The 25,899-nt window shown below is 38.8% G+C and carries 23 protein-coding genes and 1 pseudogene; 20 read left to right on the top strand and 4 right to left on the bottom strand.

The genetic code is table 11. From position 1 onward, the window contains the following. Nucleotides 1-45: 45 nt before the first annotated feature. Nucleotides 46-699 carry a hemolysin III family protein gene (locus AB3I27_RS03140; RefSeq protein ID WP_002309577.1) on the bottom strand — a complete coding sequence of 218 codons (654 nt, stop codon included), beginning with the start codon at nucleotides 697-699 and terminating at the stop codon, nucleotides 46-48. Between the two features lie 129 nt (nucleotides 700-828). On the opposite strand from AB3I27_RS03140, the gene AB3I27_RS03135 reads away from it, so the two are divergent. The 6 genes from AB3I27_RS03135 (at nucleotide 829) to lepB (ending at nucleotide 4,903) form a co-directional block, all read left to right on the top strand. Next, complete coding sequence (locus AB3I27_RS03135) at nucleotides 829-1,671, top strand: DegV family protein (RefSeq protein WP_002309576.1); 843 nt, start codon at nucleotides 829-831, stop codon at nucleotides 1,669-1,671. A 156-nt stretch (nucleotides 1,672-1,827) separates the two neighbouring features. Continuing rightward, nucleotides 1,828-2,721 (top strand): SGNH/GDSL hydrolase family protein, encoded by an 894-nt coding sequence (locus AB3I27_RS03130; protein ID WP_002345893.1) that lies wholly within the window; start codon nucleotides 1,828-1,830, stop codon nucleotides 2,719-2,721. 5 nt (nucleotides 2,722-2,726) lie between these two features. Next, complete coding sequence (locus tag AB3I27_RS03125) at nucleotides 2,727-3,440, top strand: YpmS family protein (protein WP_104760298.1); 714 nt, start codon at nucleotides 2,727-2,729, stop codon at nucleotides 3,438-3,440. A 19-nt stretch (nucleotides 3,441-3,459) separates the two neighbouring features. Then, entirely contained in the window at nucleotides 3,460-3,978 is a 519-nt protein-coding gene (msrA, locus tag AB3I27_RS03120) for a peptide-methionine (S)-S-oxide reductase MsrA (RefSeq protein WP_002309572.1), read from the top strand. After that, nucleotides 3,975-4,202 (top strand): YozE family protein, encoded by a 228-nt coding sequence (locus AB3I27_RS03115; RefSeq protein WP_002309571.1) that lies wholly within the window; start codon nucleotides 3,975-3,977, stop codon nucleotides 4,200-4,202. Before msrA ends, AB3I27_RS03115 begins: the two co-directional genes overlap by 4 nt. A 149-nt stretch (nucleotides 4,203-4,351) precedes the next feature. Next, on the top strand, nucleotides 4,352-4,903 hold the full coding sequence (gene lepB, locus AB3I27_RS03110) for a signal peptidase I (protein WP_002313873.1): 552 nt from the start codon (nucleotides 4,352-4,354) through the stop codon (nucleotides 4,901-4,903). Nucleotides 4,904-4,990: 87 nt separating this feature from the next. On the opposite strand, the gene AB3I27_RS03105 is transcribed toward lepB, so the two are convergent. Continuing rightward, nucleotides 4,991-5,533 carry a folate family ECF transporter S component gene (locus tag AB3I27_RS03105; protein ID WP_002313872.1) on the bottom strand — a complete coding sequence of 181 codons (543 nt, stop codon included), beginning with the start codon at nucleotides 5,531-5,533 and terminating at the stop codon, nucleotides 4,991-4,993. Nucleotides 5,534-5,769: 236 nt separating this feature from the next. Beyond that, nucleotides 5,770-6,168: a VOC family protein gene (locus AB3I27_RS03100; protein ID WP_104760297.1), complete on the bottom strand. Its 399-nt coding sequence runs from the start codon at nucleotides 6,166-6,168 to the stop codon at nucleotides 5,770-5,772. Nucleotides 6,169-6,428: 260 nt separating this feature from the next. On the opposite strand from AB3I27_RS03100, the gene ylqF reads away from it, so the two are divergent. The 10 genes and pseudogenes from ylqF to AB3I27_RS03050 all read left to right on the top strand — a co-directional run bounded on the left by ylqF (nucleotide 6,429) and on the right by AB3I27_RS03050 (nucleotide 17,373). Beyond that, a complete protein-coding gene (gene ylqF / locus AB3I27_RS03095; RefSeq protein ID WP_002309567.1) occupies nucleotides 6,429-7,289 on the top strand; it encodes a ribosome biogenesis GTPase YlqF in 861 nt (286 codons plus the stop codon). Continuing rightward, on the top strand, nucleotides 7,282-8,049 hold the full coding sequence (locus AB3I27_RS03090) for a ribonuclease HII (RefSeq protein ID WP_104760296.1): 768 nt from the start codon (nucleotides 7,282-7,284) through the stop codon (nucleotides 8,047-8,049). Before ylqF ends, AB3I27_RS03090 begins: the two co-directional genes overlap by 8 nt. Before the next feature lie 55 nt (nucleotides 8,050-8,104). Beyond that, the gene (dprA, locus tag AB3I27_RS03085) at nucleotides 8,105-8,965 is read left to right on the top strand and encodes a DNA-processing protein DprA (RefSeq protein ID WP_368022899.1); all 861 of its coding nucleotides are present in this window, start codon (nucleotides 8,105-8,107) and stop codon (nucleotides 8,963-8,965) included. Nucleotides 8,966-9,086: 121 nt separating this feature from the next. Next, nucleotides 9,087-11,165 (top strand): type I DNA topoisomerase, encoded by a 2,079-nt coding sequence (gene topA, locus AB3I27_RS03080; protein ID WP_002345057.1) that lies wholly within the window; start codon nucleotides 9,087-9,089, stop codon nucleotides 11,163-11,165. Beyond that, nucleotides 11,134-12,509, top strand: a pseudogene (gene trmFO, locus AB3I27_RS03075) (FADH(2)-oxidizing methylenetetrahydrofolate--tRNA-(uracil(54)-C(5))-methyltransferase TrmFO). The gene topA and the pseudogene trmFO overlap by 32 nt, the downstream one beginning before the upstream one ends. Nucleotides 12,510-12,706: 197 nt before the next feature. After that, the gene (gene xerC / locus AB3I27_RS03070) at nucleotides 12,707-13,612 is read left to right on the top strand and encodes a tyrosine recombinase XerC (protein WP_002313869.1); all 906 of its coding nucleotides are present in this window, start codon (nucleotides 12,707-12,709) and stop codon (nucleotides 13,610-13,612) included. Between the two features lie 35 nt (nucleotides 13,613-13,647). Beyond that, nucleotides 13,648-14,196: an HslVU peptidase proteolytic subunit gene (gene hslV / locus AB3I27_RS03065; protein ID WP_002290221.1), complete on the top strand. Its 549-nt coding sequence runs from the start codon at nucleotides 13,648-13,650 to the stop codon at nucleotides 14,194-14,196. Between the two features lie 13 nt (nucleotides 14,197-14,209). After that, a complete protein-coding gene (hslU, locus tag AB3I27_RS03060) occupies nucleotides 14,210-15,610 on the top strand; it encodes an ATP-dependent protease ATPase subunit HslU (RefSeq protein ID WP_002313868.1) in 1,401 nt (466 codons plus the stop codon). Between the two features lie 15 nt (nucleotides 15,611-15,625). Next, nucleotides 15,626-16,417 (top strand): GTP-sensing pleiotropic transcriptional regulator CodY, encoded by a 792-nt coding sequence (codY, locus tag AB3I27_RS03055; RefSeq protein WP_002309554.1) that lies wholly within the window; start codon nucleotides 15,626-15,628, stop codon nucleotides 16,415-16,417. Between the two features lie 80 nt (nucleotides 16,418-16,497). Next, nucleotides 16,498-17,373, top strand: a complete 876-nt coding sequence (locus AB3I27_RS03050) for an aldose 1-epimerase family protein (protein WP_002309552.1) — start codon at nucleotides 16,498-16,500, stop codon at nucleotides 17,371-17,373. 143 nt (nucleotides 17,374-17,516) lie between these two features. Here the strand turns inward: AB3I27_RS03050 and plsY are convergent, their stop codons facing one another. After that, nucleotides 17,517-18,155, bottom strand: a complete 639-nt coding sequence (gene plsY, locus AB3I27_RS03045; protein ID WP_002309550.1) for a glycerol-3-phosphate 1-O-acyltransferase PlsY — start codon at nucleotides 18,153-18,155, stop codon at nucleotides 17,517-17,519. 126 nt (nucleotides 18,156-18,281) lie between these two features. Between plsY and AB3I27_RS03040 the strand changes: the two genes are divergently transcribed. The 4 genes from AB3I27_RS03040 (at nucleotide 18,282) to pflB (ending at nucleotide 25,897) form a co-directional block, all read left to right on the top strand. After that, a complete protein-coding gene (locus AB3I27_RS03040) occupies nucleotides 18,282-18,716 on the top strand; it encodes a CoA-binding protein (RefSeq protein WP_002309549.1) in 435 nt (144 codons plus the stop codon). A 165-nt stretch (nucleotides 18,717-18,881) separates the two neighbouring features. Continuing rightward, the gene (gene parE / locus AB3I27_RS03035) at nucleotides 18,882-20,927 is read left to right on the top strand and encodes a DNA topoisomerase IV subunit B (protein WP_002335004.1); all 2,046 of its coding nucleotides are present in this window, start codon (nucleotides 18,882-18,884) and stop codon (nucleotides 20,925-20,927) included. 11 nt (nucleotides 20,928-20,938) lie between these two features. Beyond that, complete coding sequence (gene parC, locus AB3I27_RS03030; protein ID WP_002316184.1) at nucleotides 20,939-23,389, top strand: DNA topoisomerase IV subunit A; 2,451 nt, start codon at nucleotides 20,939-20,941, stop codon at nucleotides 23,387-23,389. Nucleotides 23,390-23,665: 276 nt separating this feature from the next. Next, entirely contained in the window at nucleotides 23,666-25,897 is a 2,232-nt protein-coding gene (gene pflB / locus AB3I27_RS03025; protein ID WP_002309546.1) for a formate C-acetyltransferase, read from the top strand. The last annotated feature ends 2 nt before the right edge of the window (nucleotides 25,898-25,899 follow it).

The raw sequence follows: 25,899 nt of genomic DNA, 5'->3' as shown, positions 1-25,899 counted from the left end.
ATGGAACAGCTTTTATTTAGAGCTGACCCATCAATAGCTTTTTTATTAAGTAAAGAATAAAACAGAGAAGTACATAAAACCTGCACCTAACATAACAAACAAATGCCAAACCACATGCATATAGCGGATAGAATTCAAGCTATAAAAGAATGCGCCTATCGTGTAAGAAAGACCGCCTGCCACCATCAAAATAACACCAGTCATTCCAAGAGAATGATAAAGAGGAACAGCAGCCACGACACAGAGCCACCCCATAAAAATATAGATGATCGTAGATACTTTTGATACTCTCTCGCGTTTATGCAACGTCAACGCTTTATATATAATGCCAAGAATCGCAAACAACCAAATCAATACAAATAAAGTCCAACCTAGCCATCCTCGGATACTCAGCAAACAAAAAGGAGTATAACTTCCTGCAATCAAAAGAAAAATCGAACTATGATCGAATACTTGGAACACCTTTTTTGCTTTTGTAAAAATCAATGAATGAAACAACGTAGACGTTAAAAATAAAAGAATCATCATCGATCCATAGATAGCATAAGAGACAATATGGAGAGAGGAATGCAAGTGGGCACCCTTTATCAAAAGAATCACTAGTCCTGCGATACTCAATCCAGTCCCAATTCCATGGGTGACTGCATTAAACACTTCATTTAATATTTCATACGTTCGATTAAATTTCGTTTTTTCCATGAAAACGGCTCCTTTACTAGGTGTAATTAATGAAAAATCATTATTTGTCTGTTATACTAAAAATAGAAATTGTCTTACATGTAGTTTAACATGAATAAGACATCTTGTTAAAGAAAGAGAGAGAAAATAATGACAAACGTAAAAATCGTAACAGATTCTTCATGTACGATGGAAAAAAACATACGCGACGCTTTAGGCATTCGTGTCATGCCGCTATCCATCATGATTGACGGAACAGTATATCCGGATGATGACCAATTAGACGGTGAAAGATTTATGGAAATGATGGCGAAAGCAAAAAATCTGCCAAAAACCAGCCAACCACCGATTGGAGAATTCATCTCAATGTATGATGAGTTAGGAGAAGACGGCAGTGAAGTGATTTCGATCCATATGACAAAAGGCTTGAGTGGAACAGTAGAAGCAGCAAGACAAGCTAGTAATTTAACCAAAACGAAAGTAACGGTTATCGACAGTGATACCACTGACCAAGGATTATCGTTTCAGGTAATTCGAGCAGCTGAATTAGCAAAAGAAGGTAAATCAGTAGAGGAAATCCTTGAAGAAGTCAAAAAAGTACAAGATAATACAAAATTATACATCGGAATTTCCACACTAGACAACTTGGTAAAAGGTGGAAGAATCAGCCGAACGACTGGTTTACTGTCTAGTGTTTTGAACATACGCGTGGTGATGAATTTCGCCCACTCTGAATTGATCCCTGTAACGAAGGGGCGAGGAAAGAAAACGTTCGACAAATGGTTCAATAATTTGAAAAACGAACTGAAAGAATTGCCAAATGTGCGGCAAATCGGCATCTCTCATGCGGATGCAAAAGAACTGGCACAAGAATTCAAAGAAGGTCTGCAAGAATTGTTTCCGGATATGCATATCCCTGTACTGCATACGAATCCGGTTATCGCTACGCATACTGGTAAAGACGCGTTTGCAATCATGTATTACGTAGACTAGTCAAAAAGAGGATAAGCCCTCAGCCTGCAAGGCTTTTAGCTTATTCTCTTTTTCTTTGTAAAAATAGGGAAATAATTATTTTCTTTTTTCATAAAGACTACCTTTTTGATAAAATTTTTGATAACATTAGACCAATCGAATACAAGAGGTGAAAAGATGAAATTAACGAAACGGCATTTGATCCTCGTTTTGTTCCCATTATTAATTGCGATCATCATCTATGCAGGTCTAGCTGCTTCCATACCGAAAGCTGGCCCTCTAATGAAACCAGTAACTACTGTGAGAGAAGATCCAAATAAAAAAGAAAAACTTCACTACATAGCTATCGGAGATTCGCTGACTGAAGGAGTAGGGGATCAAACCAAACAAGGAGGCTTCGTTCCCCTTGTCGCAAATGATCTAAAAGACCGTTATAATTTGACTGCGGTTGAAACAGAAAACTATGGTGTAAATGGTGAACGAAGTGACCAAATCTTAAAGCGAGTAAAAACAAAAGAAGAAATTCGAAACAATATCAAAACAGCTGATTTTATCACGCTGACTGTTGGCGGAAATGATTTGATGAAAGTTATCCAAAATAATTTGTTCGGGTTAACGGTCAATTCCTTTAAAAAACCGATGAAAAACTATCAGGAAAATGTCACAGAACTATTGGAAGAATTTCGATCCCTCAATAAAACTGCGCCAATTTATATTTTAGGCATCTACAATCCATTTTATTTGAACTTTCCTGAAATCACTGACATGCAGACCATCGTTAATAATTGGAACAAAGGAACAGAAACGGTGACGAAAAAAATGCCGAACTGCTACTTTATTCCAATCAATGACTTGCTTTATCAAGGATTGAATCAAGAAGTAGGTGTCACAGAAGAAGGCACAGATCAAACAACTAGCACGACAGAAAATCTAAATGGCATCAAAAACAATGTGCTTTACGAAGAAGATCATTTCCATCCGAATAATTTAGGTTATCAATTGATGGCAAATGCAGTGAGAGATCAGCTGATCGAGACACAAAACCAATGGCTAGAGAAGGAGGACGATTAAAAAACATGAAAACAAGGTCTGGAGCAACTTCAAACAAAGCAAAGAAAACGAATTACTGGAAAGTCGCTTTTCTTATCCTTCTTGGGGTAGTACTCGGTTCGACAGTATTTTTAGGTAGCCGTATTTTTGCTAATCGGGAACCAGAACTCCCAGAAATACCTGCCCTCACGGAAAGGCAAGGCAATCCTGTCCTCACAATCAATTCAAATAAAGAAAAAGTCAATCAAATCATTAGCTTTTTCCTTAGTGAGTATCAAAAAGATAGTGATATCGAATATAAATTCTATTTGGAAAATGAAGCACTACTCAATGGTACTTTCGAAGTATTAGGTTTTCCTATCAATTTCTATTTATATTTTGATCCTTATGTGATGGAAAATGGAAATGTCCAACTAAAAGCTAGAAGTCTTTCTATTGGAACCTTGAGTTTGCCAATCAAAGATGTGATGAATATGATCAAGAGAAACTATAAATTGCCAGATTGGATCGAAGTTAATACAGATGATTTGACTATCATGCTTAGATTGGATCAATTCCGAATGCAAAACGGGATGTATATTAAAGCAGATAAAATCGACTTAGTAAATGATGACATTCGATTTAGTCTATATTTGCCAAAAGATACCTCTGATGCTTCAAGCAACTCAAATACAAACAAAACTAGCAACAGCAGTACTGAAAGCAAGACAAAAGAGAACAAAAAAACATCAAATGAGTAGTATTAGAGGAGGAATAATAATGGAACGAGCAATATTTGCAGGAGGCTGCTTCTGGTGTATGATCCAACCTTTCGATACGCTTCCGGGTATTCATACAGTGATGTCAGGATATACTGGAGGACACGTACCAGATCCAACTTATGAACAAGTAAAAAGCCAAACGACTGGACATACGGAAGCAGTGGAGATTATCTATGATCCAACATTGATTTCATATGAACAGTTAGTAGAACTTTACTGGCAGCAAACGGATCCGACTGATGCTTTCGGACAATTTGAGGATCGCGGCGACAATTATCGTCCGGTCATCTTTTATTTGACAGAAGAACAACGGATCATTGCTGAAAATAGTAAGAAACAATTAGCTGAAAGTGGACGTTTCGAACAGCCAATCGTTACGAAAATCGAACCAGCCCAACCATTTTATCTAGCAGAAGAAGACCATCAAGAGTATTATAAAAAGCATCCTGAAAATTTTAAAAGAAACCATGCACGCCGGGCTGCCTTTATTGAAGAAAATTGGAGGAACGAAGGGTGAATCGAAGCTTTTTTCACTATTTAATGACACTGCGAGGCGGTGGTGCACATGATACTTTATCTATTTTTGCTACAGAAGCCGGTAAAGATATCCAATTCCCTAAGCACAGCTCTAGCTACGAAGAAATTTCTAGTTATCTAGAATTGAATGTCGACTATTTGCCATCCATGGATATTTTTGACGAAGCTTGGGAAAAATATTTAGAGAACAATCATGACTTATAAAAATTGGCTTTCCATTTATGATCCAAGCGCTTTTTGTCCAACAGCTTGATAGAAAGAATTATTTTTATTTCAGCTATCTAGTCGCATTTTTTTGATATTTTTCTTATAATAAAGAAAGAAGGAAAAAACGAGGGATGGATTGATAGAGATTGACAAAAAAACAACGCTATATTGATCGCTTCTGGCTTATATTCAAATACTTACTTGTTTCTGGATTCATTGCGTTCATGTTGCGGGGATTTTTGTTCATCCCTGTACCAGTAGAAGGCAATTCAATGGAAAATGTGTTGAAACAAGGCGACATGGTTGTGATGGAAAAATTTTCGGAGATCAGACGATTTGATATTGTTGTTTTTCAATTAGCAGATGGGACGATTTATATCAAACGAGTGATTGGGCTTCCAGGAGAAAATGTTAGCTACCAAAATGATCAATTGAAGATCAATGGAAAAGTAGTGAAGGAGCCTTATCTAACTAAAAACATAAAGTCAGATCATGCAAATGCATCCTATACGACGGACTTCACACTACAAGAACTGACGGGACAATCGAAGCTTCCCGAAGATAGTTATTTTGTACTTGGAGATAATCGAAGAGTTTCAAAAGATAGCCGCTCATTTGGTACGATCAATAAAACGGATATTTTAGGTAAAGCAAGATTCGTTTATTATCCGCTTGATGAAATAAAATGGATTCAGTGAGAAACAATAAAGAGGTTGTGACCATTCTTTTGTCACAACCTCTTTATCGTATGGTCCAAAATCAGCATATTACCTTAGTACATAAAATCAAACAGCTCGTTTAAACACTTTTCTAGCCTCTAAAGCTTTGATAAATGAATAAACAACCGTTATTTGAATAGGGATCTGAATCATATTCCTGATAACCCTACCTAGAAAAATCACTTTGAAATCTGCACCAAACAAAACAGACATCAGCCAAGAATTGATAAAAAGGCTAACTGGAATCATAATCAATAGTTGGGCAGCGATGACGGAAAGCAGGTTTATCTTTTTATGATATAAAAATAAGCCATTGATAAACCCACCAAGGAATGCTGTGATAAGAAAAGCAACTTGAAACGTACCTGAACCAAATATTGTGAAATTCAAAGTGTTCGACAACGTTTCAAGCAAACCAGCCCAGATCGGCCCATATAGATAACCCATAAGTGCCATACTTAAAAATCCGAATGTGACTTGAAAATAAGCAGGACCAATCGCTATCTTGTATAAGATGACATCAAGAGCTAATAAAAGGGCAGAAGTCGATAACAATCTTGCATTCATTTCGGGCAATCTAAAAACGTCTTTTGCAATCAAAGTGTTCAAAATGTTCTCTCCTTTGTCAGTTAATAAGAAAAGGATACCATAAAATCGCCAAGGTGTCATGACACCTTGGCGATTTACAAAAATAACCATCCAACAACTAATAAAATGAGAAGAAGACTGCTTTTATAAACTGTAAAAAAGGCAATTGTACGATCGAAAAAAATAGAGGTGGAGAATACTTATCGCATCATCCATCTCTATTTTTTTGTTATAAAAACGTCAGTTTCGTTATCTGCTTACCTCTTCATCCATACGGGTTCTAATGTGTTTCCATCCAAATCTTGGACTTCTAATGAAAACATTTCTTCTTCAGGTATTCCCATATCGACTTCGTGGAAAGCACCACCATTTTCTTTTGCAATTTGAGCGAATTTTTTTACTTTATCCGCGTTGTCCATACTAAACGAAATCAAAGCGCCACTTGTTTTTTTATTATCGGCTATTTCTTTATCTTTTATAAATTTTTTATAAAAATCATGAGAGAGGAGCATCACCCAAAAAGTGTCATCCCACACCATTGAACTAGCTTCTTCAGTAGAGAATTCTTCGTTTTTTTTAAACCCAAGCTTTTCATAAAAAGCAACGGAACGATTGACATCGGCAACAGGAAAATTAACAAAAACCATACTATTCATTTGTTTCGTCTCCTTTCTGCATTGTTCGTCTATCATCTCTTATTTAGGAAGCGCTGTCAAAAAATCAGACTCGTATACAGAAATCAAAATAAAAAATTTACATCATCAAAAAAGAGAAGATGTGATAGAATGAGGACTGGTTCACTTTCACTTAACTAATAGATAGGATTTTTTATAATAGAAAAAAGTGAATATATATTGAAAAATAAAAAACAAGTAAAGTCGGAGAATATTCCGATATGAAAGGAATGGAGAGAACAATGACCATCCAATGGTTTCCAGGACACATGGCAAAAGCCCGACGAGAAGTTTCTGAAAAAATGAAATATGTGGACATCGTATTTGAATTGGTAGATGCACGTTTACCTTTATCTTCTCGTAATCCAATGTTAGATCAGATCATTCAGCAAAAGCCTCGGCTTGTTTTGTTGAATAAAGCGGATCTGGCAGATCCACAACAGACAAAGCTGTGGCAAGAATATTTTCGTAAGCAAGGCCACCTTGCGTTAGCTATCACGGCACAAGAAAGTAAAGGAATCAAAGGGCTAGTACCTGCAGCTAAAGAAGCGTTGAAAGAAAAACGAGCAAGAGACGCTGCTCGTGGGATCAAGCCTCGCGCTATTCGGGCAATGGTATTGGGTATTCCGAATGTTGGAAAGTCTACGTTGATGAATCGACTAGTAGGCAAAAAAATTGCTCAGACAGGAAATAAACCAGGTGTAACAAAAGGTCAGCAGTGGCTTCGTTTGGGTAACGAGTTGGAACTGTTAGACACACCAGGGATTTTATGGCCCAAATTTGAAGATGAAGAAATCGGCAAAAAACTAGCGCTGACAGGCGCCATCAAAGACCAACTTGTCCATTTAGATGATTTGGCGATTTACGGATTGGACTTTTTTGCCCGATATTATTCAGGAAGAATCAGCGATCGTTATGGTTTGCCAATCGAGCAAGAAGAAAAATTGGCACCGGAATTGCTGATGGATATCACAGCAAAACGTGGGTATAAAGAAGACTATGATCGCGGTAGCGAATTAGTCGTGCATGATATCCGTCAAGGAAAACTTGGTCGATACACATTGGATCGTTGCGAAGAAATGGAGCAAAAAAGCGATGACTGAATCCATCCAAAGTATCAAAGAACGATTGAAAAGCATACAGAGAATAGATGATCCTACACTAGAATCATTGAGGAACGATCCACGCAAAGGCGTACAGCAATCGCTAGTTTCTTTTGAACGACGATTGAAAAAAGAGGCATTGATCAAGGAAAAATATGAAGAAATGTTTTGCTTTGAAAAACAAGGGTACGCACAAGGTCACCAATGGATTGCCGGCATTGATGAAGTAGGAAGAGGACCGTTAGCTGGACCTGTCGTGGCAGCTGCAGTTATCTTGCCGAAAAATGAGATCATATTAGGGCTGAATGATTCAAAACAGTTATCAGAGAAAAAACGAGAACTTCTTTCTCAACAAATTCAAGAAAAAGCTTTGGCCATCGGGATCGGAATCATTGATCAGCAGACAATCGATGAAGTGAATATTTATGAAGCAAGTAAATTGGCGATGATCCAAGCAGTAGAAAACTTGTCTATTGCACCAAGCTATTTGTTGATCGATGCGATGACCTTGGATTTGTCTATACAGCAGGAAAAAATAATCAAAGGGGATGCACGATCTGTGTCGATTGCGGCTGCAAGTATCATTGCTAAAGTATATCGAGACCAATTGATGAAAGAATATGACGTGCTTTATCCTGGGTATGGTTTCTCGCATAATGCAGGCTATGGAACAAAGGAACATTTAGAAGGACTTGAAAGACAAGGGATTACGCCAATCCATCGCAAAAGTTTTGCACCTGTAAAAAAATATTTACAATAAAAAACAGCCGCTTTTACGTATCTTATTAGAAAGAGAGACGAAAGGCGGTTTTATGATGTATCAAATAGAAGAGAATTTATTGAAACTTGCTTATGCAAAAGGAATTAGTAGCCAAGGGAAATGGGCACTTGCTAACTGGATGATGCAGTATCCTTACAAAGAAATCGGATTTGAAGACGTCGTTAAGATAGGAAAAATCACCGCACATCGGGAGCTGTTCCGTACAAGTTGGCATGAAATTCACGATAATTGGGGCAAAATCCAATTGAAACAGTCGTTTATTACTTGCTTTGATCCCAACTATCCCCCTCAGTTGCTTCACTTGACCTATCCGCCAATTGTCCTGTTTTACAGTGGTGACCTATCTTTACTTTCTTGTAATATGTTAAGCGTTGTTGGTGGAAGACGTACTTCTGCTTTAGCCAAAAAAAAAACAGTGTATTATTTACTAAAACCAGTGGTAGAAGCTGGATATGTAATCGTCAGTGGCTGCGCGAAAGGGATAGATACCTACAGTCACCAAGCAGCAATCTCTCATGGTGGACGGACAATCGCGGTCATTGGAACAGGGATAGAGCAAGTCTATCCTGCTGAAAATCGTGACCTGCAAGAGGTGATTGCAAATGATCATCTTCTTTTGAGTGAATATCCTCCTCAATCCGGCCCGAAAAAGCATCGTTTTCCAATGAGAAATCGTATTATCGCAGCTTTGTCTAAAGGAACATGTGTCTTTGAAGCCAAGAAAAAAAGCGGCTCTCTGATAACAGCACAGCAAGCATTGGATCTTGGAAGAACAGTTTTTTCTGTTCCAGGAAATATTTTAACAGAACATTCTGCCGGATGTCATCATTTGATCCAAGACGGTGCAGTTTGCACGATTTCGGGTGAAGATATCTTGGCAGAATTTAAAGAATAACACCATACTTTTCATTTGCTTTTCTTGACAAACGTTTTCTGAATGGATATGATTAGCTACGATTTGTATGAATCCTCTTTTAATAGTAGGAACACGACAATGGAAAGGAGTCCATTCAGTAATGGCGTATAAATATTTAGTGATTGTAGAATCACCTGCAAAAGCCAAGACGATTGAGAAATATCTTGGACGAAACTATAAAGTAATGGCCAGTGTTGGTCATATAAGAGATTTACCGAAAAGTAAAATGGGTATCGATTTTGAAAACAATTATGAACCCCATTATATTTCTATACGCGGAAAAGGCGATGTCATCAAAAGCCTGAAAGCCGCAGCAAAAAAAGCTCAAAAAGTTTACTTGGCAAGTGACCCGGATAGAGAAGGAGAAGCAATTGCTTGGCATTTAGCGTACCTACTTGGGTTGGATCTGAAAGAAAAAAATCGGGTGGTCTTCAATGAAATCACAAAAGATGCAGTCAAAGCAGCCTTTAAGGAACCAAGAACAATCGATGTAGATTTAGTAGATGCACAGCAAGCTCGTCGTACCTTAGACAGAATCGTTGGTTATTCGATCAGCCCTATTCTTTGGCGCAAAGTCAAGAAAGGGTTAAGTGCAGGACGTGTCCAATCTGTCGCTTTAAAAATTATTATTGACCGTGAAAAAGAGATTCGAGAATTTGTTCCAGAAGAATATTGGAGCATCGACGGTAATTTTAAAAAAGCTCGCAAGAAATTCAAAGCAAATTTCTGGGGAATCGACGGTAAGAAAAAGAAGTTACCAGATGCACAAAGTGTAAAAGAAGTCACTGCTAGAATTGATGGAACAGACTTCGAAGTAAAAAAAGTAGAAAAGAAAGAGCGCAAAAGAAACCCTGCGAATCCTTTCACTACAAGTAGCCTGCAACAGGAAGCTGCCCGTAAATTAAACTTTCGAACAAGAAAAACCATGATGGTAGCACAACAATTATATGAAGGAATCACTTTGGGTAAACAAGGAACAGTCGGCTTGATTACATACATGCGTACTGATTCTACCCGGATTGCCGATACAGCAAAAGCAGAGGCCGCAGCATTTATTGAAGATACGTATGGAAAAGAATTTTCTAGACATGATCACCGAAAGATCAAAAATGCTCAAGGCGCACAAGATGCCCATGAAGCTGTGCGTCCAACGAGTGTGCTTCGTACACCAGAAGAACTCAAACAATATTTAGATAAAGATCAATTGAAACTTTATACATTGATCTGGTCACGTTTTGTGGCTAGTCAGATGACGCCGGCTATTTTAGATACAATGAAAGTAACATTAGAACAAAATGGTGTGATCTTCATTGCGAACGGTTCAAAAATCAAATTCAAAGGATTCATGCAAGTGTATGTGGAAGGTAGAGACGACGGCAAAGAAGAGAAAGAAAACATTCTTCCAGAACTTGAAGAAGGCGATGTCGTCCAATCTGTTGATATTGAACCAAAACAGCATTTTACTCAACCACCTGCACGTTTCAGTGAGGCTACGTTGATTCGTGCACTAGAAGAAAACGGGGTAGGGCGACCTTCCACTTATGCACCAACACTTGATACGATCCAAAGACGCTACTATGTAAAATTGACACAAAAAAGATTTGAGCCGACAGAATTAGGAGAGATTGTCAATTCGCTGATCTGTGAATTTTTCCCTCAAATCGTCGATGTCCATTTCACAGCAGAAATGGAAGGAGATTTGGATAAAATCGAAGAAGGCACGGAAGCGTGGGTCAAAGTAGTCGATCGTTTCTATAAACCGTTTGAAAAAGAACTGACGAATGCGGAAGAAAAAATCGAAAAAATCCAAATCAAAGATGAACCAGCAGGATTCGATTGTGATGTCTGTGGACATCCGATGGTGATAAAATTAGGGAAATACGGGAAGTTTTATGCTTGTAGCAATTTTCCTGATTGTCGGAATACCAAACCAATCGTAAAAGAAATCGGTGTGACTTGTCCAGTATGTCATGAAGGGCAAGTTATCGAACGAAAATCTAAGAAAAACAGACTGTTCTACGGTTGTTCTCGTTTTCCAGAATGTGAATTCACTTCTTGGGATAAACCAGTGGGCAGAAATTGTCCAAAATGTGATGGATATCTGGTTGAGAAGAAAGTCAAAGGTGGCAAACAAGTAGTCTGTGTAAATGGAGACTACGAAGAAGACATCCAAAAATAATAGAAAAGAGGTTCTTTCATTGAAAATGGTAAATGTTGTTGGAGCAGGACTTGCCGGAAGTGAAGCTGCTTGGCAGATCGCACAAGCAGGAGTACCTGTCCGTTTATATGAAATGCGTCCAGTCAAATCGACTGAGGCGCATCACACAAGTAATTTTGCTGAACTAGTATGTTCCAATTCACTAAGAGGAAATAGTTTGGCTAACGCAGTAGGATTATTGAAAGAAGAAATGCGACGATTGAATTCAGTAGTAATCACTTCGGCAGATGAAACAGCAGTGCCAGCTGGTGGTGCTTTAGCTGTTGACCGAGATTCTTTTTCTGAAACGATTACCCGAAAAGTCAAAGAGCATCCATTAGTAACAGTGATAAACGAAGAAATTACTGAAATACCAGAAGGAATCACCGTAGTAGCAACAGGACCGTTGACTTCTCATCCATTGGCAGAAAGTATCAAAGCATTCAATGGTTCAGATGGTTTTTATTTCTACGACGCAGCTGCACCGATCGTAGACAAAGCTACGATCGATATGGATAAAGTATATTTGAAGTCCCGCTATGACAAAGGAGAAGCAGCTTACTTGAACTGTCCGATGACAGAAGAGGAATTCAAAGCTTTCCATGAGGCACTAATCAATGCCGAAGTGGCAGAACTTAAATCTTTTGAAAAAGAAAAATATTTTGAAGGATGTATGCCAATCGAAGTAATGGCACAGCGTGGTTTCAAAACAATGCTTTTTGGTCCTATGAAACCAGTTGGGCTGGAAGATCCTAAAACTGGCAAACGTCCTTATGCTGTTATCCAGCTACGTCAAGACAATGCTGCAGCTTCTTTATACAACATCGTGGGCTTCCAAACTCACTTGAAATGGGGCGAGCAAAAACGTGTTTTCCGGATGATTCCTGGATTGGAAAATGCTGAATTCGTTCGCTATGGTGTTATGCACCGAAATAGCTTTATGAATTCGCCAGAATTACTGAAACCGACGTATCAATCAACGAAACGCGAAGATTTGTTCTTTGCAGGTCAAATGACTGGTGTAGAAGGCTATGTTGAAAGTGCAGCAAGTGGATTACTTGCTGGAATCAATGCGGCACGCTTAGCAAAAGAAATGGAACCAGTCGAGTTTCCACAAGAAACAGCTATTGGAAGCATGGCTTATTACATTACTCATGCGGAAGGAAAACATTTCCAACCAATGAATGCCAACTACGGTCTATTTCCTGAATTGCCGGAACGCATTCGAGACAAAAAAGCAAGATATGAAGCAATTGCCCAACGTGCTTTAAAAGCTAATGAGACAATAAAAAAAGAATTAGAAAAACAGCAGTCCCAAATGAGTGAGCAAACTCGATGAAGAGGGTGAGACGGATAGTCTCGCTCTTTTTCTTGCGTTTTCCTTAAGGATTTCTCAAACAAAATGTGAGGAATTGCATTAATTGTGAACAAACTTAGAAATATTGGTTAAATTCTGACAATTTATTTGTCTTTTTGTAGACGCTGTGCTAAATTATTCTCTGGGACAAAAGGAAGGTGAGAAAATGACGGAAGCCACGTGGGAACAAAAATTTTTGCGTTATTTGATTGTCGAAAGAGGATATTCAGAAAAAACGAAAGAAGCATATGAAGAAGATATTCTCCATTTTAAACATTTCTTGGAGGAATCTGGAGACGCTGATCTGCTGAAGGCGGAATACTTTACGGTTCGTGTCTATTTGAGTGCATTAGCTGATCATCGCCCCAGCTATAGCAGAAACTCTATCAGTCGCAAGATAGCTAGCCTACGTTCGTTTTATCAGTACCTTCTCAAAGAAGAAGTGATAAAAGAAAATCCATTTTCTTACGTTCATCTCAAAAAGAAAAATTTGAGATTGCCACGCTTTTTTTATGAAAATGAAATGCAAGCACTTTTTGACAGCGTAGCAGGAGACAGTCCTCTAGATTTGAGGAACCGCGCTTTGCTGGAAGTCCTTTACGGATCTGGTATCCGTTTAAGCGAGTGTAGTAATCTGTTGGTATCAGACATTGATTTTGATTCAGAGGTCATGTTGATTCATGGTAAAGGAAACAAGGAGAGATACGCGCCGCTAGGTTCTTTTGCCCAAGATGCTCTACAAGAATATTTCACAGAAGGCCGTCAGGTATTGATGACAAAATACCACGAAGAGCATGATATTGTTTTTGTGAATCATCATGGAAAACCAATCACGCCTACTGGTATTGAATATGTCTTGAATCAGATCATCAAAAAAAGCAGCTTGGATAGCGATATCCATCCCCACATGCTGCGCCATACATTCGCCACTCATTTATTAAATAATGGGGCAGATTTGCGGACAGTCCAAGAATTGTTAGGACATGCCAATTTATCAACTACCCAGATCTATGCCCATGTAACAAAAGAAAGTCTACAAAAAAACTATCGTTCATTCCATCCAAGAGCGTAAAATAAGGAAAAGAACAAATTTAGGAGGAAACAAACATGGTCGAATCACCATTTCATTCAACCACAATCTGTGCTGTCGAAAAAGACGGAAAATTTGCCATGGCTGGAGATGGCCAAGTAACAATGGGTGAATCTGTTGTCATGAAAGGTACAGCAAAGAAAGTACGACGTATCTACAATGGAGAGGTTGTTGTAGGTTTCGCCGGAAGTGTCGCAGATGCGTTTACTTTAGAAGAAAAATTTGAAGGCAAATTGAACGAATACAATGGAAATCTGCAACGTGCGGCTGTTGAATTAGCTCAAGAATGGCGGACACAGCAATCTATGCAAAAACTTGAAGCGATGCTGATCGTAATGAATGAGAAAGAAATGCTTCTTGTTTCAGGTACAGGAGAAGTGATTACGCCAGATGATGGCATCTTAGCTATCGGATCAGGCGGGAATTTTGCATTGGCCGCAGCCCGAGCAATGAAAAATTATGCTCAAAATGACATGAGTGCGAAAGAAATTGCAGAAAATGCGTTAAATATTGCCGCAGACATCTGTATCTTTACTAATCATAATATTATCGTAGAAGAACTGTAAGAGGTGAGTAAATATGTATGAATTGAAACAAACACCAAGACAAATCGTAAGTGAATTAGACGAGTACATCGTAGGACAGCATGCAGCAAAAAAATCTGTTGCCGTCGCTTTGCGTAACCGCTACCGCCGTTTGCAGTTAGATGAAAAAATGCAACAAGATATTACACCCAAAAATATGCTGATGATCGGACCTACAGGGGTCGGTAAAACAGAAATCGCGCGACGCTTGGCCAAAATCGTCAATGCACCATTTGTCAAAGTCGAAGCAACAAAATTTACTGAAGTCGGTTATGTTGGAAGAGATGTAGAATCAATGGTCCGGGATTTAGTGGAAAATGCGATCCAAATCGTAGAAAAAGAGCAATACAGCCGTGTATACACAAGTGCTAAAAAAAATGCTGAAAAACGTTTGGTAAAAATCTTAGTGCCTGGTATAAAAAAAGAACAGAAACAATCCACTAATCAATTTGAACAAATGATGAATCTTTTTAATGCTAGTCAGCAAAACAATGCTGAACCACAAGAAGAAGTGACAGAAGATATTCGGATCAACCGCCGTACAATTTTGGAACAACTACAAAAGGGATTACTGGACAATCGTGAAGTAACCATTGAAGTCGAAGATCAAAAGAAACCTGCACCAATGATGAACAATGGATTGGAGCAAATGGGGATCGACCTAAATGAAACGTTAGGTGCTCTAACACCGAAGAAAAAAGTGGAACGGACGGTAACAGTCAAAGAAGCTTTAGAGTTATTAATCAAAGAAGAATCAGCAAAACTAGTCAAGGATGCTGATATCCATAGTGAGGCAATCAAATTAGCGGAAGAAAGTGGGATTATCTTTATCGATGAAATCGATAAGATTACTTCTAAATCACAGCAATCTGGAGAAGTATCCAGAGAAGGCGTCCAAAGAGACATATTGCCAATTGTCGAAGGTTCACAAGTAAACACAAAATACGGGATCATTCAAACAGATCACGTCCTATTCATTGCTTCAGGAGCTTTCCATTTGTCTAAACCAAGTGATCTAATTCCAGAACTTCAAGGACGCTTCCCAATACGGGTAGAATTAGATGATTTGACAGCTGAAGATTTTGTGAAAATTCTGACTGAACCGAATAATGCTTTGATAAAACAATATGTAGCATTGATTGGTACAGAAAATGTGTCAGTTACATTTACAAAAGAAGCAATTGAACGGATCGCTCAAATTGCTTTCGATGTCAATCGTGACACAGATAATATCGGTGCACGTAGACTGCACACTATTTTGGAAAAATTATTAGAAGACCTATTATTTGAAGCACCAGATATGCAAATGGGTGAAATAACGATCACAGAAGCATACGTTGATGACAAACTTGGCTCAATTGCGGCAAATGAAGATTTAAGTCGCTATATTTTATAAAATCGGAGGACGACAATGACAGACTTGCTAACGAAAACTCGCAAGATAAACACACTTTTGCAGCAAAAGAATACTTTTGACATGCAAGCAGATTTGCCTTACGATAAAATGGCTGTCACATTAGGTGGTATTCTTGACAGCAACACCTATATCATAGGAAGTGACGGAGTATTACTAGGTTACAATGAACGCCACGATGTGAATAATGAACGAATCAAAACAATGTTTGTTGAGAAACAATTTCCTGAATCTTACACTGATACAGTGGCACAGCTGATGAAAACTGAAGCTAATATCCCGATTACAAGTGATATCACTGCGTTTCCGGTAGAGTCAAGAGAAAAATACCCATTTGGTTTGACGACTGTCGTTCCAATCTTTGGAGCTGGCGAACGTCTGGGGACGATCATTTTGTCTCGCATGGAACAATCGTTTGCAGATGACGATCTCGTCTTAGCAGAATATGGAGCTACGGTTGTCGGTATGCAGATCCTTTATCAGAAGTCTCGAAGTATCGAAGCTGATGTACGGAGTGCGACGGCTGTTCAAATGGCAATCAACACATTGTCTTACAGCGAGTTAAAGGCTGTACAAGCCATTTTTGAAGCGTTGGATGGAGATGAAGGACGTTTGACTGCTTCTAATATCGCCGATAGCATCGGAATCACTCGTTCTGTGATCGTCAATGCTTTACGAAAATTGGAATCAGCTGGAATCATTGAATCTCGCTCGTTAGGCATGAAGGGAACTTATTTAAAAGTATTGAATTCCCGTTTTAAAGAAGAATTAGCAAAACATAGTTATTAGAAACAAGGGACTGGGGCGGATACAGATGTTTGCTCCAGCCTTCCCATTTTAAAAAGTAAGTCGAAGTTGGAGGAATGGCAATGACTGTTATTATTCAAAATGACCAGCTGATCGCTGAAATCGCTGAACACGGTGCGGAATTGATCAGTTTAAAATCAAAAGAACACGGTTTAGAGTATATCTGGCAAGGTGATCCAGCGTATTGGGGCAGACATGCACCAGTTTTATTCCCTTTTGTTGGACGTTTAAAAGATGACCAGTATGTTTACCAAGGGAAAACATATCAAATGGGACAACATGGATTTGCCCGAGATATGGATTTTGAAGTCATTGAACATGGACAAGAAATGGCTAGTTTCATCTTGCGGAGTACACCGGAGACATTAGAAAAATATCCTTTTGATTTTGAATTAGTGATTAGTTATGAATTAGGAGGAGACGGTATCACGGTCCATTACCAAGTAGCAAATACAGGTGAAGAAGAAATGTTCTTTTCTATCGGTGGACATCCTGCTTTCAATGTACCTCTTGAAGAAGGATTGTCATTCGAAGACTTTTATCTAGCATTTTCTCCATTGAAATCAAGATTACGCCTACCTTTAAAAGGCCCATTCATTGATATGGAACAAAAGACGTTAGGACAGACAAATACGAATCTGGCTTTGAATCGTGAACTTTTTGATCAAGATGCATTGGTTTTTGAAACAAGAGGACTAAATGCGTACGCCATTCGGAGTGAAAAATCTTACCATAGCATAACTTTAAGCTATAAAGATATGCCTTATGTAGGAATCTGGTCTCCTTATCCAAAAGAAGCCCCTTTCGTGTGTATCGAACCATGGTGTGGAATTGCTGACACGGTGAATAGCAGTGGAAACTTGATGGAAAAAGTAGGAATCAATCAACTAGGTGCCCATGAAATCTTCAAGACAAAATATTCGATCACAGTGAAGTAAGAGGGTGTAAAAAGCTATTCTACATCAAGTAATAAGAGGTTGTGACAGAAGTGGTCAGCTTCTGAAATACCGTTTGTTCGAAAAAAGGGAGTGTGACAAATCCATGTCACACTCCTGTTTTATCTCTTTGGACTGAAAAAATGTCAGGATTTTTTCTTGCTGCTGTTCAAACCAAATGGGATTCGACTTTCCGTATGGTTTCTGATACGCTTGATATTGTCTTTATGACGATAGAAGATAAAGGAAGAGACTAAAAAGGCAATGATCGTCAGCAACCAATTGGGCTTAGCCAAAATCACAGGAGCTACATAAGGAAGGACGATCGTGGAGAAAGTGATCAACGCTGCACTGATCATACTGCTCAAACTCACCATACTTGTACAAAATAGACTAACGATAAAAATGATACAGGAATAAACAAAAAATACAGGATTAAATCCTAAAAGCATTCCTGCACTTGTCGCAACAGCTTTTCCTCCTTTAAACCCAGCAAATATCGGAAATGTATGACCAAGAATCGCACATACCCCAAACCAAAGAGGGTTAATCCCAGAAAGGTGAAAAATCATCGGCAGACAAGTAGCCAATGTACCCTTTAAAATATCCATAAGAAGGACAACAATCCCGGCGGTTTTGCCTAATACCCGAAATGTATTGGTGGTTCCAGTATTACCGCTCCCATGTTGCCGGATATCTTTTTTGAAAAACAATTTGCCAATCCAGACGCCGGAAGGAATAGAACCTAAAAGATATGCTAAAATAAGTAATAAGATCAATTTCATTTTTTACCCTCTCTCAAGTTGAAAACTATCCTTTATTTTAGCATGAATAGGTAACAGGAACAATTGAAAAAATGAAAGATAGAAGTATAATAGATGAAATAAAAAGAAAAGCAAGGGGTGACAGAAATGTCTATAAAAAATCCAACACAAGAAACGATTTTTAACTATTTGAAAGAAGCAAAAAATATTGCCATCGTAGGCTTGAGCAATAAACCAGAGCGAACAAGTTACATGGTTGCACAGGTATTGCAAGACAATGGATATAAAATCATACCAGTAAATCCATTATTGGCTGGTGAAGAAATTCTAGGAGAGAAAGTCTATGCAAATTTAACAGAAATCGATGATTCAATCGATATCGTAGATGTATTTAGACGGAGCGAATTTTTACCTGAAGTAGCAGCTGATTTTTTGAAAACCGATGCTAAAGTGTTTTGGGCACAACTAGGGATCGAAAACGAAGAAGCAGATGAGATGCTAAGAAAAGCAGGACGCACAGACGTCGTAATGGATCGCTGTATCAAGATTGAACTTGGTAAGTTGAAAGAAAACCAAAAATAAAAATGACCACAAAGAAGAGATGATCGATAGAGAGGAATGTCGAAAAAGCGGTTAGGAGATAATTAAAATTGATTTCTCATCTAACCTCTTTTTTTTCACGACCTTTTCTAGTATGATAATCGTGGTGCGGTTTTGCCGCAAAGTATTATTGAAGGAGCGTTTGCCTTGGCAAAAAAAGTAAACAACGAATATAATGACTCGTCCATCCAAGTATTGGAAGGATTAGAGGCAGTTAGAAAAAGACCAGGGATGTACATTGGATCCACTGACAGCCGAGGCTTGCATCATTTAGTCTATGAAATCGTCGATAATGCAGTTGATGAAGCATTATCAGGATATGGCAGTGAGATTGATGTGACCATCCATGAAGACAATAGTATAACTGTTGCAGATAGCGGACGTGGGATGCCTGTAGGGATGCATGCTTCCGGTATCCCAACAGTTGAAGTGATTTTTACTGTGCTGCATGCTGGCGGAAAGTTTGGTCAAGGAGGATACAAAACTTCTGGTGGGCTTCACGGTGTAGGAGCCAGTGTGGTAAATGCCTTATCGAAATGGCTGACTGTAACAATCGTTAGAGATGGCGTAGAGTATCAGCAGAAATTTAAAAACGGCGGTAAACCTGACGGTACGTTGAAAAAGATAGGAAAAACAAAAAAAGCAAATGGGACGATTGTCCATTTTTTACCAGACGATACAATATTCAGTACAACAAAATTTTCATATGAAATTTTAGCCGAACGGTTAAGAGAATCTGCCTTTCTTCTAAAAGGCGTTAAAATCTCACTTTCTGATCTTCGGGGAGAAGAACCAGTCAAGGAAGTTTTCCATTATGAAGAAGGAATCAAAGAATTTGTTGATTACCTGAATGAAGAAAAAGATACATTGACACCGGTCGTTTATTTTTCAGGAGAAAAAGAAGGTATCGAAGTAGAGGTCGCTTATCAATACAATGACGGGTATTCAGAAAATGTCTTATCTTTTGTCAATAATGTTCGAACAAAAGATGGTGGAACCCATGAAGCTGGAATGAAAGCGGCAATGACGAAATCTTATAACGAATATGCGAGAAAAGTCGGCTTGCTGAAAGAACGGGACAAGAATCTGGAAGGTAGTGATTTCAGAGAAGGATTAGCTGCTGTTCTCTCTATCCGTGTACCTGAAAATCTTCTGCAATTTGAAGGTCAAACGAAAGAAAAACTTGGTACGCCAGTTGCTCGAACCGTAGTAGATAACGTCATCAGTGAACAAATGGGCTTTTATTTGCAGGAAAATAGCGAAATGAGCCAGATGTTGGTCCGTAAAGCAATCAAAGCGAGAGAAGCGAGAGAAGCAGCACGTAAAGCCAGAGAAGAAAGCCGAAATGGAAAGAAGCGTAAAAAAGGCGAATCTCTTCTTTCAGGAAAATTGACACCCGCACAATCCCGAAATCCTAAGAAAAATGAATTGTATTTAGTCGAAGGGGATTCTGCCGGCGGATCTGCTAAACAAGGAAGAGACAGAAAGTTCCAAGCAATTCTACCTTTACGAGGAAAAGTCATCAATACCGAAAAAGCAAAAATGCAAGATATCTTGAAAAATGAAGAAATCAATACGATGATCTATACGATTGGTGCAGGAGTCGGCCCTGAATTTTCTATCGAAGACTGTAATTACGACAAAGTAATCATCATGACCGATGCGGATACAGACGGCGCCCATATTCAAGTATTACTGCTTACTTTCTTTTATCGTTATATGAAACCGCTGATTGAAGCTGGGAAAGTATATATCGCGTTACCGCCTTTATATAAAGTATCCAAAGGACAAGGGAAGAAGCAAGTCATTGAATATGCGTGGACAGATGACGAATTGGCAGCAATGATTAAAAAAGTCGGCAAAGGATATATGCTACAGCGATATAAAGGACTTGGAGAGATGAATGCGGAACAATTGTGGGAAACAACGATGGATCCAACTTCCCGTACGTTGATTCGCGTCCGTATCGACGATGCTGCGCAAGCTGAGCGTCGAGTAACCACACTAATGGGTGACAAAGTAGAACCTCGAAGAAAATGGATCGAAAATCACGTACAATTTACGTTGGAAGAAGATGGCAGTATCTTAGATAAAAAAGAGGATACTGAAATCTCTCCTTCAGTTTCTAATGAATTATTAGATGAAGAACGAGCAGATAAAAAAGAAGACAATCAGTTATTTGAAGTAGAATAGGAGGTCACCTGATGGAAAATCGACAAGAAGTACAAGAATTAACTTTAGAAGAAGTGATGGGTGACCGCTTCGGACGTTATTCCAAATATATTATACAAGAACGTGCACTGCCTGATATCCGTGATGGATTGAAACCAGTGCAACGCCGGATATTATTTGCCATGAACAAAGATGGCAATACGTATGACAAAGGATTCCGTAAATCAGCAAAATCTGTCGGAAATATCATGGGAAATTATCATCCTCATGGTGACAGCAGTATTTATGAAGCGATGGTCCGCATGAGCCAAGATTGGAAGTTGCGGGAAGTACTGATCGAAATGCACGGGAATAATGGGAGTATGGACGGTGATCCACCTGCTGCGATGCGTTATACTGAAGCCAGATTATCCAAGTTAAGTGGAGAGATGCTAGCAGATATCGAAAAAGAAACAGTCGATCTCGTGTGGAATTTTGATGATACAGAAAAAGAACCAACAGTCCTTCCAGCTCGATACCCAAACCTTCTAGTCAATGGATCGACAGGTATATCTGCTGGATATGCGACAGAAATCCCGACTCATAACTTAGCTGAAGTGATCGACGGCACAATCTATATGATCGATCATCCACAAGCGAGCCTTGAAAAATTGATGGAATATATTCCTGGACCTGACTTTCCAACAGGAGGGATCTTGCAAGGGAAAGATGAAATCAAAAAAGCTTATGAAACAGGGCGAGGAAAAGTTATTCTTCGTTCGAAAACAAAGATAGAAGCAATGAAGGGCAATAAACAGCAAATCGTGATCACTGAAATCCCATATGAAGTAAATAAAGCGACGTTGGTGAAAAAAATGGATGAGATCCGTTTGAATAAGAAAATCGATGGAATAGCTGAAGTACGAGATGAAAGTGATCGAACTGGTCTGCAAATTGTCGTTGAATTGAAAAAAGATGCCAATGCTCAAGGAATTTTGAATTATTTGTTCAAAAACACTGAGCTACAGATCAATTACAATTTCAATATGGTCGCTATCGATCATATGACTCCGCACCAAGTTGGACTGAAAGACATTTTAAGAAGTTATATCGAGCATCGAAAGCAAGTCATAACAAAACGCAGCCAATTCGATTTAGCCAAAGCTCAAAAAAGACAGCATATCGTGGAAGGCCTGATGAAAGCTTTATCGATTCTGGATGAAGTAATCGCAACGATTCGTGAAAGTAAAGACAAAAAAGATGCTAAAAAGAATTTAGTCGATGTTTTCCAATTTACAGAAGAACAAGCAGAAGCAATCGTCACATTGCAACTATACCGTTTGACGAACACAGATATCACAGAGCTTCAAAAGGAAGCCGAAAGCTTGATTGCACAAATCACAGAGTTGAATAAAATCCTTTCAAACGACAAAGAACTTTTCTCTGTTATGAAAAAAGAATTGCGAGAAGTGAAAAAAAATTACTCTTCCGCTCGTCTGACGACAATCCAAGACGAAATCGAAGAAATCAAAATCGATACGCAAGTTTTAGTGGCGCAAGAAGACGTAATCGTCAGTGTGACGCGAGAAGGCTATGTGAAGCGAACAAGCCTTCGTTCTTATAGTGCTTCGAAACCAGAAGAAATCGGGATGCGAGAAGGCGATTACTTGCTGTACTCAGGTGAATTGAGCACATTGGACCATGTTCTTCTGATTACGAATAAAGCAAATGTGATCTACCGTCCTGTTCATGAACTACCCGATTTGAAATGGAAAGATGCTGGCGAACACATTTCTCAAACAATCTCCAATCTGTCTGTAGATGAATCGATCTTAGCTGTTTTCCCATATCAAAAAATCCAAGCAGAAAAAACATTTGTATTCATCAGCAAGAATGGATTGATCAAGCAAACACGAATGACAGAGTTCGAACCATGGCGCACCTATAAGAGCCGTCCGCTCAGCTGTATGAAGCTAAAGGCGGAAGAAGATGAACTTATTGCTGTATATCTGAAAGAAGATCAGCCAGGCTTAGATGTGTTCTTAGTAACGCATCAAGGAATGGGCTTGCGCTATCCTTTAACAGATGTTCCCGTTGTTGGAGCAAAGGCAGCTGGAGTGAAGTCTATGAATTTGAAAGATGGAGATAGGATTGTCAATGGGCTGCTTGTGTTAGCAGACGGAGATACGCCAATCGTAATCGTTACTCAGCGAGGAGCCGTGAAACGCATGCTTGCTCAAGAAATCAGCCAAACGTCACGTGCGAAGCGGGGAGTGACGGTCATGCGTGAGCTGAAAAAAAATCCGCACCGTATTATCTATATGTCGGAAGGAAGATCAAAAGAAATAACCTTGATGAATCAAAAAGGACAACAGATAACGATTGATCCAACGGATTTTCCTATAGGTGATCGAACATCGAATGGTTCGTTTGCTATGGACGAGAAAAAAGGTGGAGAAGTCATCGAAGTTATCGATGCTCCTGAGATTTTCATTGAATCATAACTGTTATGGTATTTTAGTGAAGAGGGGCCATCTGTATTAATACAGATGGCCCCTCTTTTTCATTCATTTTTAATAAATCCTTATACGTTTGCAAAAAAAGATGAAAGTGTTCACAATGCTTAAATATTGGTAAATCAACGTTACTTGCAATATACATAGATAAAACATAAAAATTGTTAAATAAAAAACAAGAAAACCCTTGCAAAGATAAGGTGCTGTGTTATACTAATCACGTAAAAACTGTTACATAAAACAGAAATTTAGGAGGTCCATACAATGGAGCAATGGAATGGATTTAAAGGTACCAAATGGAAAGAAGGCGTAGACACTAGAGACTTTATTCAAAACAACTACACTGAATATCGCGGTGATGACAGCTTTTTGGAAGGTCCAACAGAAGCAACAGAAAAATTATGGGATGAATTGCAAAAGCTGAATGATATCCAATTCGAACGTAACGGTGTCTATGATATGGACACAGAAATCGTATCAACCATTACTTCTCACGATGCAGGCTATTTGGATAAAGATTTGGAAAAAATCGTCGGTCTACAGACAGACAAACCTTTGAAACAAGCATTCATGCCGTTCGGTGGAATCAATATGGCTAACAATGCGCTGAAAAGCAATGGCTATACACCAAACGATGAATTAACACATATTTTCACTGACTGGCGCAAAACACATAATCAAGGGGTGTTTGATGCTTATACTGCTGAAATGCGTGCAGCTCGTAAAAACAAAATCATTACAGGGCTTCCAGACGCTTACGGTCGTGGACGTATCATCGGCGACTATCGTCGTGTGGCATTGTATGGAATCGACTATTTGATGGAACAAAAGAAAAAAGATCATGATATGACTGGTTATCATACGATGAGTGAAGAAGTGATTCGTTTACGTGAAGAAATCACTGAACAATATCGTGCATTAGCACAAATGAAAGAAATGGCTGCAAAATACGGCTATGATATCTCTAAACCAGCTGCAAATGCAAAAGAAGCTGTCCAATGGTTATACTTCGGTTATTTAGCAGCAATCAAATCACAAAATGGCGCTGCGATGTCAATCGGACGTATCTCAGCATTCCTTGATATCTATATCCAACGTGATTTGGATAATGGAGTAATCACAGAAAAAGAAGCGCAAGAATTGATCGATCACTTAGTAATGAAATTACGTATGGTCAAATTCGCGCGTACACCTGAATACAACCAATTATTCTCAGGATTCCCTATCTGGGCTACTTTATCCATTGCTGGTATGGGCTTAGATGGTCGTTCGTTAGTGACGAAGAATGATTTCCGTCTGCTTCACACATTGACAAATATGGGACCTTCACCAGAACCAAACTTGACTGTTTTGTACTCTGAACACCTTCCAGAAGGATTCAGAACATATGCGAGCCGAATCGCTATTGAAAGTTCTTCGATTCAGTTTGAAAATGACAATCAGCTTCGTGAACAATGGGGTTCTGATGATTGTGCGATTGCTTGCTGTGTATCAGGAACAGTTGTTGGAAAAGACATGCAGTTCTTTGGTGCTCGTGCTAACTTGGCTAAAACACTATTATATGCTATCAATGGCGGGGTCGATGAAGTGACTGGCGCCCAAGTTGGACCAGAATATCGTCCGATCACATCAGAAGTACTAGATTTTGAAGAAGTGAAACATAACTTCATGAATATGATGGATTGGTTAGCAGAACTATATGTCAATACGTTGAACATCATTCATTACATGCATGATAAGTATTCTTATGAAGCAGCTCAGCTTGCCTTGATGGATTCTGACTTGCAACGCACATTTGCTACAGGTATTGCTGGAATCTCTCATGCGGCAGACAGCTTGTCAGCCATCAAATATGCAAAAGTAAAAGCAATCCGTAATGAAAAAGGAATAGCAGTTGATTTTGAAGTAGATGGCGATTTCCCTAAATATGGAAATGATGATGACCGTGCAGATGAATTAGTTTCATGGATCTTGGAATACTTCATGGGACAAATCAAACGTCATAAAACTTACCGCAACTCAAAACCAACAACTTCATTATTGACGATTACTTCAAATGTTGTTTACGGTAAAAATACAGGAAATACTCCTGATGGCCGTGAAGCTGGAAAACCACTTGCGCCAGGAGCAAACCCAAGTTACAATGCAGAACAAAGTGGGTTATTAGCCAGCCTGAACTCAACAGCTAAAATGAATTACGGTTGTGCATTGGATGGAATTTCAAATACCCAAACAATCAATCCTTCTGGTCTTGGAAAAGAACAAGATACAAGAATCGAAAACTTGCGTAATGTCTTAGACGGATACTTCTCAAAAGGGGCTTATCATTTGAATGTCAATGTATTCAGTAATGATCTATTGCGTGATGCAATGGAAAATCCAATGAAATATCCGAACTTGACGATCCGGGTATCTGGTTATGCAGTTAAATTCCGTGACTTGACAAGAGAACAACAACTAGATGTCTTGATGAGAACTTCACACGACAGAATGTAAAA

The sequence above is a fragment of the Enterococcus sp. C46 genome (genome assembly GCF_040887565.1).
In the GTDB taxonomy this organism is placed as follows: domain Bacteria; phylum Bacillota; class Bacilli; order Lactobacillales; family Enterococcaceae; genus Enterococcus_B; species Enterococcus_B lactis.
Note: the sequence above shows the minus strand (reverse complement) of the source record. Positions and strands in the feature narration are given on the sequence as shown.